This is a genomic window from Enterobacter cloacae complex sp. 418I7 (genome assembly GCF_050030705.1).
Classification (GTDB): Bacteria; Pseudomonadota; Gammaproteobacteria; order Enterobacterales; family Enterobacteriaceae; genus Enterobacter; species Enterobacter intestinihominis.
In genome coordinates this window covers 1,742,624-1,754,772 of record NZ_JBLGUU010000001.1, presented here as the reverse complement: position 1 = coordinate 1,754,772, position 12,149 = coordinate 1,742,624, and the positions used below count along the sequence as shown (strand labels likewise).

Annotated in this window: 12 protein-coding genes; 3 read left to right on the top strand and 9 right to left on the bottom strand. The window is 55.6% G+C overall.

The features are described 5' to 3' along the window. The first annotated feature begins 48 nt into the window (after positions 1–48). The gene (gene mfd, locus ACQG0S_RS08345) at positions 49–3,495 is read left to right on the top strand and encodes a transcription-repair coupling factor (RefSeq protein WP_032624473.1); all 3,447 of its coding nucleotides are present in this window, start codon (positions 49–51) and stop codon (positions 3,493–3,495) included. 144 nt (positions 3,496–3,639) lie between these two features. Further along, complete coding sequence (gene ldtC / locus ACQG0S_RS08340; RefSeq protein ID WP_426750198.1) at positions 3,640–4,605, top strand: L,D-transpeptidase LdtC; 966 nt, start codon at positions 3,640–3,642, stop codon at positions 4,603–4,605. Positions 4,606–4,679: 74 nt separating this feature from the next. Here the strand turns inward: ldtC and bhsA are convergent, their stop codons facing one another. After that, positions 4,680–4,937 (bottom strand): multiple stress resistance protein BhsA, encoded by a 258-nt coding sequence (bhsA, locus tag ACQG0S_RS08335; protein ID WP_006809234.1) that lies wholly within the window; start codon positions 4,935–4,937, stop codon positions 4,680–4,682. Positions 4,938–5,182: 245 nt separating this feature from the next. Here bhsA and ACQG0S_RS08330 point away from each other — a divergent pair, with 245 nt between their 5' ends. Further along, entirely contained in the window at positions 5,183–5,818 is a 636-nt protein-coding gene (locus tag ACQG0S_RS08330) for a TetR/AcrR family transcriptional regulator (protein ID WP_023305873.1), read from the top strand. A 60-nt stretch (positions 5,819–5,878) separates the two neighbouring features. Here the strand turns inward: ACQG0S_RS08330 and ACQG0S_RS08325 are convergent, their stop codons facing one another. The 8 genes from ACQG0S_RS08325 to hinT form a co-directional block, all read right to left on the bottom strand. Next, a complete protein-coding gene (locus ACQG0S_RS08325; protein ID WP_017384715.1) occupies positions 5,879–6,418 on the bottom strand; it encodes a glycine zipper 2TM domain-containing protein in 540 nt (179 codons plus the stop codon). A gap of 194 nt (positions 6,419–6,612) precedes the next feature. Then, complete coding sequence (locus ACQG0S_RS08320) at positions 6,613–7,917, bottom strand: NAD(P)/FAD-dependent oxidoreductase (RefSeq protein WP_017693633.1); 1,305 nt, start codon at positions 7,915–7,917, stop codon at positions 6,613–6,615. A gap of 236 nt (positions 7,918–8,153) precedes the next feature. Further along, positions 8,154–8,696, bottom strand: coding sequence for an alpha/beta hydrolase YcfP (gene ycfP, locus ACQG0S_RS08315; RefSeq protein WP_022647750.1), 543 nt, complete (start codon positions 8,694–8,696; stop codon positions 8,154–8,156). Positions 8,697–8,727: 31 nt separating this feature from the next. Next, positions 8,728–9,753, bottom strand: coding sequence for a beta-N-acetylhexosaminidase (nagZ, locus tag ACQG0S_RS08310; RefSeq protein WP_022647749.1), 1,026 nt, complete (start codon positions 9,751–9,753; stop codon positions 8,728–8,730). An 11-nt stretch (positions 9,754–9,764) separates the two neighbouring features. Next, complete coding sequence (gene thiK / locus ACQG0S_RS08305; protein WP_048966196.1) at positions 9,765–10,589, bottom strand: thiamine kinase; 825 nt, start codon at positions 10,587–10,589, stop codon at positions 9,765–9,767. Beyond that, positions 10,570–11,214 (bottom strand): penicillin-binding protein activator LpoB, encoded by a 645-nt coding sequence (gene lpoB / locus ACQG0S_RS08300; protein WP_085929697.1) that lies wholly within the window; start codon positions 11,212–11,214, stop codon positions 10,570–10,572. Before lpoB ends, thiK begins: the two co-directional genes overlap by 20 nt. Before the next feature lie 13 nt (positions 11,215–11,227). Continuing rightward, on the bottom strand, positions 11,228–11,602 hold the full coding sequence (locus ACQG0S_RS08295; RefSeq protein ID WP_038415836.1) for a YcfL family protein: 375 nt from the start codon (positions 11,600–11,602) through the stop codon (positions 11,228–11,230). 1 nt (position 11,603) lies between these two features. Next, positions 11,604–11,963, bottom strand: coding sequence for a purine nucleoside phosphoramidase (gene hinT / locus ACQG0S_RS08290; RefSeq protein ID WP_006809243.1), 360 nt, complete (start codon positions 11,961–11,963; stop codon positions 11,604–11,606). Between the last annotated feature and the right edge of the window lie 186 nt (positions 11,964–12,149).

The window sequence follows — 12,149 nt, the reverse complement described above, 5'->3', positions numbered from 1 at the left end:
ATATGCCCCAATACTGTTGGTATATCCCCAAGAGACCCTGACATAGCCATGCCTGAACACTATCGTTTTTCCTTGCCTGTAAAAGCAGGTGACCAACGCCAGCTGGGCGAACTGACAGGCGCGGCCTGCGCCACGCTGGTGGCGGAAATTGCCGAGCGCCATCCGGGGCCGGTGGTGCTGGTTGCCCCGGACATGCAAAACGCCCTGCGCCTGCACGACGAAATTCGTCAGTTCACCGACAGTCTGGTATTCAGCCTGGCCGACTGGGAAACGCTTCCCTACGACAGTTTCTCTCCGCACCAGGAGATCATCTCCTCACGCCTGTCGACGCTGTATCAGCTCCCCACCATGCAGCGCGGCGTGCTGATTGTGCCGGTGAATACCCTGATGCAGCGCGTCTGTCCGCACAGCTATTTGCACGGCCATGCGCTGGTGATGAAAAAAGGCCAGCGCCTGTCGCGCGATGCCCTGCGCGTGCAGCTTGACGGAGCCGGTTACCGTCATGTCGATCAGGTGATGGAGCACGGCGAATACGCGACGCGCGGTGCGCTGCTGGATCTCTATCCAATGGGCAGCGACCAGCCGTATCGTCTGGATTTCTTCGATGATGAGATCGACAGCCTGCGCGTGTTCGACGCCGACACCCAGCGCACGCTGGAGGAAGTGGACTCCATTAATCTGCTGCCCGCCCATGAGTTCCCGACGGATAAAACCGCCATCGAACTGTTCCGCAGCCAGTGGCGCGACAGGTTCGACGTGAAACGTGATGCCGAACATATCTACCAGCAGGTCAGCAAAGGCACCCTTCCGGCGGGGATCGAGTACTGGCAGCCCCTGTTCTTTAACGAACCGCTGCCGGCGCTGTTCAGCTACTTCCCGGCCAATACGCTGATTGTTAACACCGGGGATATCGACGCCAGCGCCAGCCGCTTTGAAAGCGAAACGCGCGCCCGCTTTGAAAACCGGGGCGTTGACCCGATGCGTCCGCTGCTGCCGCCGGAAATGCTGTGGCTGCGTACCGACGAGCTCAACGCCGAGCTAAAACGCTGGCCGCGTATGCAGCTCAAAACCGATTCGCTTGCCGATAAGGCGGCGAACACCAATCTCGCGTTCCGGACGCTGCCCGATCTGGCCGTCCAGGCGCAGCAGAAATCCCCGCTCGATAACCTGCGCAAGTTTCTTGATTCCTTCACCGGGCCAGTGGTGTTCTCCGTTGAGAGTGAGGGTCGTCGTGAAGCGCTGGGCGAACTACTAGGACGGATCAAAGTTGCACCGAAGCGCATTCATCGCCTGAGCGAAGCGACCGGAAATGGTCGTTACCTGATGATCGGCTCCGCCGAACACGGATTTATTGATACGCTCAATAACCTGGCCTTGATTTGTGAAAGCGACCTGCTGGGCGAGCGCGTGGCGCGCCGTCGTCAGGACAGCCGTCGCACCATCAACCCGGACACCCTGATCCGCAACCTGGCCGAACTGCACCCCGGTCAGCCGATCGTTCACCTGGAACACGGTGTGGGTCGCTATCAGGGAATGACCACCCTCGAAGCAGGCGGCATCAAAGGTGAATACCTGATGCTGACCTACGCGAACGACGCCAAACTGTACGTGCCAGTGTCGTCCCTGCACCTTATCAGCCGCTACGCCGGTGGCGCGGAAGATAACGCGCCGCTGCATAAGCTGGGCGGCGACGCCTGGTCACGCGCGCGGCAGAAGGCGGCGGAAAAAGTGCGCGACGTGGCCGCCGAGCTGCTGGACATTTACGCCCAGCGTGCGGCCAAAGAGGGTTATGCGTTTAAGCATGATAAAGAGCAGTACCAGCTGTTCTGCGACAGCTTCCCGTTTGAAACTACGCCGGATCAGGCTCAGGCCATAAATGCCGTGCTGAGCGACATGTGCCAGCCGCTGGCGATGGATCGCTTAGTCTGCGGCGACGTGGGCTTCGGTAAAACCGAGGTAGCAATGCGTGCCGCTTTCCTGGCGGTGGAAAACAACAAGCAGGTGGCGGTGCTGGTGCCGACTACCCTCCTCGCCCAGCAGCACTTCGACAACTTCCGCGACCGCTTCGCCAACTGGCCGGTACGCATTGAGATGCTGTCGCGTTTCCGCAGCGCCAAAGAGCAGACGCAAATCCTGGAACAGGCAAGCGAAGGCAAAATTGACATTCTGATCGGCACCCACAAGCTGCTGCAAAGCGACGTGAAGTGGAAAGATCTGGGGCTGCTGATCGTCGATGAAGAGCACCGCTTTGGGGTGCGCCACAAAGAGCGCATCAAAGCGATGCGCGCCGACGTCGACATTCTGACCCTGACCGCCACGCCGATCCCGCGCACCCTGAATATGGCGATGAGCGGCATGCGCGATCTGTCGATTATTGCCACCCCGCCGGCGCGCCGTCTGGCGGTGAAAACCTTTGTTCGCGAGTACGACAATCTGGTGGTTCGCGAGGCGATCCTGCGTGAAGTGCTGCGCGGCGGCCAGGTATATTACCTGTATAACGACGTTGAAAACATTCAGAAAGCCGCCGACAGGCTGGCAGAGCTGGTGCCGGAAGCGCGCATCGCCATTGGTCACGGCCAGATGCGCGAGCGCGAGCTGGAGCGGGTGATGAACGACTTCCACCATCAGCGTTTCAACGTGCTGGTATGTACCACCATCATTGAGACCGGGATCGACATTCCGACGGCGAACACCATCATCATCGAACGCGCGGATCACTTCGGCCTGGCCCAACTGCATCAGCTGCGCGGGCGCGTCGGGCGTTCGCACCATCAGGCCTACGCGTGGCTGCTGACGCCGCATCCGAAGGCGATGACCACCGACGCGCAAAAGCGTCTGGAAGCTATCGCCTCGCTGGAAGATCTGGGTGCTGGCTTTGCGCTGGCGACGCACGACCTGGAGATCCGCGGCGCCGGTGAGTTGTTGGGTGAAGACCAGAGCGGCTCCATGGAAACCATCGGTTTTTCTCTGTATATGGAGCTGCTGGAAAATGCCGTCGACGCGCTTAAAGCCGGACGTGAACCGTCTCTGGAAGATCTCACCAGCCAGCAGACCGAAGTGGAACTGCGCATGCCTTCCCTGTTGCCGGATGATTTTATTCCTGACGTGAATACCCGTCTGTCGTTCTACAAACGTATTGCCAGCGCGAAAAGCGAAGGCGAGCTGGAAGAGATTAAAGTCGAACTGATTGACCGTTTTGGGATATTGCCCGATGCGGCGCGCAACCTGCTGGATATTGCCCGCCTGCGTCAGCAGGCGCAGAAGCTGGGCATTCGTAAGCTTGAAGGCAACGAGAAAGGCGGCGTAATTGAGTTTGCCGAGAAGAACCACGTCGATCCGATGTGGCTGATTGGCCTTCTGCAAAAACAGCCGCAGCATTTCCGTCTTGATGGCCCGACGCGTCTGAAATTTACTCAGGATCTGACGGAACGTAAAATCCGCATGGACTGGGTGCGTAACTTTATGCGTCAGTTGGAAGAGAACGCCATCGCATAACGGTTTCCCCCGCCAGCGCCCGGCTGGTGGGGGACAATTTACAAACTCTTTGCACTTCGCCCGATCTTCCCGACCATACATTCGCCATAATTATCATTAACGCCTTATAAAACAATAACCTTATCATTTGTATGGATTATGATAATGATGATTTCTTCGCGTTTTACCCGCTGGTTAACTGTGGTTGCGCTGGCCGCGACGGTTGCCGTCGCGCTCCCTGCTCGCGCCAATACCTGGCCTCTTCCGCCCGCCGGCAGCAACGTGGTAGGTGAAAACCGCTTTCACGTGGTTGAAAACGATGGCGGTTCGCTGGAAGCGATTGCTAAAAAATATAACGTCGGGTTCCTGGCGCTGTTGCAGGCCAACCCGGGCGTAGATCCCTATGTGCCCCGGGCGGGCAGCGTACTGACGATTCCGCTGCAAACCATCCTGCCGGACGCGCCGCGTCAGGGCATTGTAATTAACCTCGCCGAACTGCGTCTGTATTACTACCCGCCGGGCAAGAACGAAGTGACCGTTTACCCTATCGGTATTGGTCAACTGGGGGGCGATACGCTGACCCCTACCATGGTCACCACCGTCTCTGATAAGCGCGCTAATCCAACCTGGACCCCGACGGCAAACATTCGCGCCCGTTATAAAGCTCAAGGTATCGACCTGCCTGCCGTGGTGCCTGCTGGCCCGGATAACCCGATGGGGCACCATGCAATTCGCCTGGCGGCATATGGTGGGGTTTATCTTCTGCACGGAACGAATGCGGATTTTGGGATCGGGATGCGCGTCAGCTCCGGCTGCATTCGCCTGCGCGATGACGACATCAAAACGCTCTACCGCGTGATCGCCCCTGGCACGAAAGTGAATATCATCAATACGCCGATTAAAGTGTCTGAAGAGCCGGGTGGCGTCCGTCTGGTTGAGATCCACCAGCCGCTATCGAAAAACATTAATGACGATCCGCAGACGCTGCCGATTAATCTGAATGCCTCGATGGTGAGCTTTAAAACGAATGCAAACACCGATGGCACAGTGATGGAGCGGGCGATGGAAGCGCGCTCGGGGATGCCAACCGATGTCACGCGGCATCATGAGGTTGCTCAGCAGTCAATGTAAACGGTAATAACGACAAACGCCCTACATTAGCAGGGCGTTTTTTTGCAGTGGCATAACGGAGGGTTGCGTTACGCTTATTTGTAGATAACTGCGGTACCGTGCAGGGTGTTAGGACCGGTCACAGAGGTGATGCGGAATGATTTCGCACCCATTTCGTCAGCTTTTTGTGCCAGCTGATCTTCCAGAGAGCCGAGGTTAGTCCCGGCAGTGGCAGAGATGGTACCGACTTTCTGCTGGTCTGCTGGAGTGGATTGCACTTCAACAGCAGCGAAGCTTGCGAAAGAGAGTGAACTCAGAACGGCGGCAGCGATGAGGGTTTTAACGTTTTTCATGATTTTATACCTTTGGGCAGATGATGTAGTGGTCGTTAGTTATTTAGTTAACGATCGATAGGTAAATGATAGATGTGATCCAGGTCACACGTCAACCCATTTTTATAATGGTCGTTAAATTAATTTCATTTTCCTTATATTTCATAAAGATAAAATTAAATTATTTTTAAGAAATCACCGCTGGTCGTCGCAGACGTTTATTTTTATAATGACTATTCAACAAAACAACAGAGGACCAACGGCACATGACAACCGATGTCACGCGTTGCGCAAAGAAAAGCCGTGGCCGACCAAAAGTGTTCGACAGGGATGCGGCGCTCGATAAGGCCATGACGCTCTTCTGGCAGCATGGGTATGAAGCCACGTCGCTCTCCGACCTGGTGGAAGCAACGGGCGCGAAAGCCCCTACCCTGTACGCAGAGTTCACCAACAAAGAAGGCTTATTCCGGGCCGTTCTGGACAGATACATCTCGCGCTTCGCGGCAAAACACGAAGCCCAGCTATTCTGTGAAGAAAAAACGGTTGAGCAGGCATTGCAGGATTATTTCTGCGCAGTCGCAACCTGCTTTACCAGTAAAGACACGCCCGCGGGCTGTTTTATGATCAACACCTCCGCGACCCTCGCGGCATCGTCGAAAGAGATTGCCAACACGGTCAAATCGCGCCATGCGATGCAGGAGGAGACGCTCAGCACGTTTCTGGCTCAACGCCAGCAGCGCGGTGAAATTCCGGCGCATTGCCGTCCGCAGGAGCTGGCCCAGTATCTGAGCTGTATTCTACAGGGGATGTCCATCAGCGCCCGTGAAGGCGCGACGCTGGAAAAACTGCAGGGGATTACGCAAATAACGCTGCGCCTGTGGCCTGAACTTCTTAAACTCTGACGCAAAAAAAAAGCTCCTCAGCCTGAGCGCATGAGGAGCTAAGTTCAGAGAACATCTTTTTTACACTTTGTTATTCAGTATCAGCTGACCATTGCTGTCGAGAGGGATCTGCGTACCAGGATCTTTATCCATGCGGATTTTGCCCTGCTGATCGCCAATTTTGTAGGTTACGTCGTAGCCCAACATTTTTTCAGACTTGTCATACACGGTTTTACAGCGCTGCTGCGTTGTGGTGTAGGTATCATTTTCCTGCATCGCACCCTGCACCTGGTTACCGGCATAACCGCCGCCCAGCGCACCAACCACCGTCGCGACATCCTTACCACGGCCACCACCAAACTGATGACCAATCACCCCACCAGCAACCGCGCCCAGCACGGAGCCAGCGATACGGTTTTCATCCTGAACCGGACGACGATGGGTGACAGAAACATTACGGCACTCCTGACGAGGCGTCTTGACCGTCTCTTTGATCGGTGTAGCGGAAACCACCTGCGCATACTGCGGGCCACGATCAAGTACGTTCAGACTGGCAACGGCAGCCACACCTAACGCAGCTGCGACGCCAATCCCTATACCCGCCAACATTGATTTATTCACGGGACTTCCTCCTTTGTTGCAATTGGTAGCAATTTTGCAGCGCAATAAACGCTTCGCCAATAAGATAAAGGATCAAAAAACCGCGGGATGAGCTGGGATAGCGTCTGTTTAAGAGAACTCTTAAGCGTCAGGAGCGAAATGCACAGCATGATGTGCTAAGAATTCCCTCCGGAGAGCCCGGAGGGAGGGAGAAATTAGTGCAGCTTCAGGCGTGGGCGGATAACGCGGTTGATGCGGCCGACCAGCATCATCAGGCCGGTTTTGAAGTAGCCGTGCAGCGCAATCTGGTGCATACGGTACAGAGAAATGTACACGAAGCGGGCGATGCGCCCTTCCACCATCATGGAGCCGCGCATCAGGTTGCCCATCAGGCTACCCACGGTGGAAAAGTTTGAGAGCGACACCAGAGAGCCGTGGTCTTTGTAGACATAGGCTTTCATCGGTTTGCCTTTCATCTGCGCCAGGATGTTATGCAGCACGAGGCTTGCCATCTGGTGCGCGGCCTGGGCGCGAGGAGGCACAAACCCGCCTTCCGGACGCGCGCAGGAGGCACAGTCGCCGATAGCGAAGATGTCCGGATCCCGCGTGGTTTGCAGCGTCGGCTCTGTCACCAGCTGGTTAATACGGTTTGTCTCCAGCCCACCGATATCTTTCATGAAATCAGGCGCTTTGATCCCCGCAGCCCAGACCATCAGGTCGGCCTGGATGTATTCGCCGTCTTTGGTATGCAGTCCGCCCTCATCCGCGCTGGTCACCATGGTCTGGGTCAGCACGCGCACGCCCAGTTTGGTCAGCTCGTTGTGCGCCGCGCCAGAAATACGCGGCGGCAGCGCAGGCAGAATACGTTCACCTGCTTCCACCAGCGTCACATTCAGCGCTTCATTAGTCAGTCCTTTGTAGCCGTAGCTGTGCAGCTGTTTGACCGCATTGTGCAACTCCGCCGATAATTCAACGCCCGTTGCGCCGCCGCCCACGATAGCAATGTTAACCTTGCCGTTAGCACCCATGTTGTTGGTGTACTTCAGGAACAGGTTAAGCATCTCCTGATGGAAACGACGCGCCTGATGCGGGTTATCCAGGAAGATACAGTGCTCTTTTACGCCTGGGGTGTTGAAATCATTGGACGTACTGCCCAGGGCCATCACCAGCGTGTCATAGGCCAGCTTGCGCTCAGGAACCAGCAGCTCGCCTTTATCATCACGCAGCTCAGCCAGCGTGATGGTTTTATTTTCACGGTTGATGTCCACCACCGAACCCAGCTGGAACTGGAAGTGGTGGTTACGCGCATGTGCCAGATAGCTGAGCGCATCCACGCCCTCATCCAGCGACCCGGTCGCCACTTCGTGCAGTAACGGCTTCCACAGATGGCTGTGGTTACGATCCACCAGCGTGATTTTGGCTTTCTTACCGCGACCCAGTTTCTTACCCAGCTGCGTCGCCAGCTCCAGTCCGCCAGCACCACCGCCGACAATCACTATCTTTTTCAATGGCGTAGTCAACGTGACCCCCTCAAATTATTAACCAATTGTTAATTAAAAGTTATATAAATAACCCTTAATTAACAACAGGTTACTGCGCTGAAACCATTCAGATTCATTGAGAATAGCACGTCAGGCGCATTGGTCATACCAAAATTGATATGTATCAAGTTTTGATGGTTTAAAAGTAGACAACTCTGACAAAAAAGAGGCCCGGCACGCTTTCACGTACCGGGCCTTTGTCAGGTTCAGGGAGTTCAGCCCAGCGTTTTAAAGGCCTTAATACGCTGCAAGTGCGGGGAAATATTTTTGAACTTGTGGGTCTGCTCTTCGTCCCAGACAATTTCGTAGTAATGATGCAGAAGTTCGGCAGCGCGGGAGCTGTCCAGCGCTTCATCGTTGCGGGAGAGGATCGCCAGACACCGGTCGCGGTTCTTTTCGCGGAAATTGCTCACGCATTTTGTTGCGATATCGGCGTACTCTTCCGGACGGTCAATCTTGCCTTCCATGTTTTCGTTTGGAAACAGGTTAGGATTAAAAATGACCTGACGGATATCGCACAAAAAACCGATGCGCTCTGCCCAGTATCCCCCCAACCCCACGCCGCAGATCAGCGGACGATCGTCGATATTGAGCTGCAACATTTTGTCCACTTCTTTAAGCAGATGCTGCATGTCATGTTTCGGATGACGCGTGCTGTAACTGATCAGCCGGACATCCGGATCGATAAACTGCAATTGCAGCACTTTCTCATGATTACCAGGACTGTTTGAGTCAAAACCGTGTAAATAAATGATCATCGTCTCACCACGCTACGCCTTCCGGGATGAATTAAAGGGCTGCTTTATGTGCCTGCCAGCGCTCGTTCAGGGCTTCAAGCCGGGCGTTTACCGTTTTCCAGCGCGCCGAGTCCATCAGCTCCTGACGACTAAATGAACCTTTATGATACAATTGTGTAACACGTTCAGCATTGATCGGCGACAGGTTATCCAGCACGCTCACCGCCCCTTTACGATTATTGCAGACGAGGATCATATCGCAACCCGCATCCAGCGAAGCCTGCCCACGTTCGGCATAGCTTCCCATGATCGCCGCCCCTTCCATGGATAAATCGTCAGAGAAAATAACGCCATTGAAGCCCAACTCCTGACGCAGCACGGTTTTAAGCCAGTGCGGAGAGCCGCTGGCCGGACGCGGATCAACGTCACTGTAGATGACGTGCGCAGGCATAATAGCGTCCAGCTTGTTATCGGTAATCAGCGAGCGGAAAACAGACATATCTTTAGCGCGAATGTCTGCTTCCGGGCGCGGATCGCGCGGGGTTTCTTTATGGGAATCCGCCGTCACCGCCCCGTGGCCCGGGAAATGCTTGCCGGTGGTTTTCATGCCCGCATCGTGCATACCGTCAATGAAGCGCGTCGCCATTGCCAGCGCGATACGTGGATCGTCATGATACGAACGCTCACCTATTGCCGCACTAATGTGTCCTACGTCCAGCACCGGGGCGAAGCTGATATCGATATCCATGGCGATCATCTCGCTCGCCATCAGCCAGCCTGCGTCCTGCGCCAGTTGACCGCCCTCTTCAGCACCCAGCAGCGCAGCAAAAGATTGTGCGGCGGGTAAACGCGTAAACCCTTCGCGGAAACGCTGCACGCGTCCACCTTCCTGGTCGACGGCCACCACCAGGCGATTGCGTGACGCCGCGCGGATCTGGCGAACCAGCTCGCGCAACTGCGCCGGATCGTGATAATTGCGGGTGAAAAGAATCAGCCCCCCTACCAGCGGGTGCGCCAGAATTTCGCGCTCTTCCGCATCAAGCTCAAACCCTTCAACATCCAACATTACTGGACCCACACCAACCTCTCTTATCCTTTCGTTTGTAACTGACGCCAGGCATCATTTGCCAGCGCAATAAATTGTTCGTCATCTGTCTGCTGAAGGCGCATTTCAAACCATCCCGCCATCAGCATCAGCACCCACGGACGCCAGCGCGCGACCTGCCGCGCAAGGGTGAGTACATTTATGTTGGCGTTTCGGGCATAGGCGGTTATCAGCTGCACGCGCGAAGCCTCATCAGGCATCCAGACCGCAGCGAGTTCAAGCGCCACGTCACCGTCCCCGGCATATTCCCAGTCGATAAGTTTCTCGCCCGCCGTGGTATGAACGATATTCCCCGCATGGACATCCATATGCAGCGGCGCCAGACGTAACGCCTTCGGCTCTCCCGCTTTACGCAGCCGCTTAAGCTGCGCCAGCCAGAAGGGCGTGCGTCGTCCAGGCGCAGCCTGCTGCCAATAGCTATCCAGTAATGGAAGTAACGTCACCCGCCAGCCCAGACGCGGCTGTCGATGCAGATGATACAGCATGGCTGCCAGCGTGGGCGTATCGGGAAGCTCGCTTTTGATCTCACCCGCAATAAACGCCACCGCCATCCAGTCCCTGATAAAGAGATGAGGTTTCGGGGCAAGGTCGCCGGGAAGGCGCTTCAGGGCGCGGAACTGGCGACGAAAATGGGCGGCAGGCGCGGCGGCATCGTGATGCTGACGTAAAACCAGCCGATGGTCGCCACGCTCAATAATGCAACTCGCGCCGCCAAGCCCGACGGGGGCTTGCGGCGCGATAACACGGTACTGGGGGAAATAACGCGTCTGGACATCCTGACGCGTGCGCTTATTGTTGCGTAACGGCACCTTTACCTGACCAGATAATTTCGCCGGTTTGAACCAGCATTAACTGCATCTGCAACGACGGCGTGTTCACGTTGCCTGTCGCGTTAGAATAAAGGACATACTGCGCACCAACGTTGCGGGCGATACCAATCGCTTTACTGCGCGAACCCAGGCTGTCCTGAGGCGACAGACCAAGCTGTTGCTTGGCGACCGCGAGTTGCTGGGCTGAGACCAGCGTAAATTTACCGTTGTTTGCCAGCGCGTTGCGCAGGGTTTCCGTCGCTTCTCCCGCATTCAGTGAACCGTTTGTACGGTTGTTCACGCTGTCCACCAGCAGCACACTGCCAGGCGTAACGCCCTGTGCCTGCAACATTTTGCCCACCATCGGCTGCATCGCGCCGTTCCAGTCATAGTGCCGCACTCGCGGCGCAGGCTGCGCGGTATCGTCCGGATGTTCGATCGGGCCAGGCTGCGCCGGAATAGTCGGTACAGACGGCACGGTTGGAACAGGTTGCGCCGGTGTTGTTGGCTGTTCCGTTCCCGGCTTCGCCTGATCCACCGGTGCAGGTTCTTCCGTTCGCGTCACACAGCCTGCCAGAAAGAGTGCGAACGCACTCAGGAGCGCATAACGGCTCATTGTTTTAATCAAGGTTCACTCCTTACAAATAAAGATAAAGTCTCACCTTATGTGCACCCAGATAGCTGGCGCTGCCGTAGAGCGTGACCGACGATCTTGCCGGGACCGTCACGCTACGCGGCGCCTCAAGCGGGTGCATCTCAAGACCTCTTACGTCATACCAGTAGAAGCGATAATGCACCGTCACTGGCTCTTGCCTTTCGTTATAGAGCGTAGAGGAGGCAGAAGACTGGATTTCGCTTATGGTCAGCGAAGGCTTTTCCGCCGTGATGCCCGCAGCAAGCACTGAGGACTCCATCACCAGCGTCTGTTCTTCACTGACCGGGATGGCGGGACGCGCGCTGCACCCAACCATAACCAGCGTCACGATCAGCGCTGCAATACGCCCAGTTAACATATTAAAGACCTTTATGTGCCAGCATCGGTCCCAGTGGACGTCCACCCAGAAGATGCATATGAATATGATAGACTTCCTGGCCGCCATGGCGATTACAGTTCATGATCAAACGGTATCCATCTTCAGCAATCCCTTCCTGCTCAGCAATTTTCGCGGCCACCGTAAGCATACGGCCCAGCGCCACTTCATGCTCGGTTTTAACGTCATTGACGGTCGGAATCAGAATATTGGGAATAATAAGGATGTGCGTCGGCGCCTGGGGAGAAATGTCGCGGAAAGCCGTGACCAGTTCATCCTGATAGACAATATCCGACGGAATTTCCCGGCGGATAATTTTACTGAAAATCGTTTCTTCAGCCATGACCTTTTCCTTTTAAGTTTAATCTGGCGTCGTGCGTCCGTTGTTAACACACATTGTCTGTTTTACTGTGTGACACAACACAAGAGTATGAGCGAGTTTCTCCTGTCCTTTCAACCTTCTCCCGTGATTTCTTTCCTGATTATCGCCCATCTGGGTGAAGAGGCATCGCTTTAGGACATTTCTTTT

What these genes read in the sequence shown, in the direction of transcription:
- bhsA (WP_006809234.1), bottom strand. Translation starts at nt 4,937, where the DNA reads ATGAAAAACGTTAAAACCCTCATCGCTGCCGCCGTTCTGAGTTCACTC.
- ldtC (WP_426750198.1), top strand. Translation starts at nt 3,640, where the DNA reads ATGATGATTTCTTCGCGTTTTACCCGCTGGTTAACTGTGGTTGCGCTG.
- ACQG0S_RS08295 (WP_038415836.1), bottom strand. Translation starts at nt 11,602, where the DNA reads ATGTTAACTGGGCGTATTGCAGCGCTGATCGTGACGCTGGTTATGGTT.
- ycfP (WP_022647750.1), bottom strand. Translation starts at nt 8,696, where the DNA reads ATGATCATTTATTTACACGGTTTTGACTCAAACAGTCCTGGTAATCAT.
- mfd (WP_032624473.1), top strand. Translation starts at nt 49, where the DNA reads ATGCCTGAACACTATCGTTTTTCCTTGCCTGTAAAAGCAGGTGACCAA.
- ACQG0S_RS08330 (WP_023305873.1), top strand. Translation starts at nt 5,183, where the DNA reads ATGACAACCGATGTCACGCGTTGCGCAAAGAAAAGCCGTGGCCGACCA.
- hinT (WP_006809243.1), bottom strand. Translation starts at nt 11,963, where the DNA reads ATGGCTGAAGAAACGATTTTCAGTAAAATTATCCGCCGGGAAATTCCG.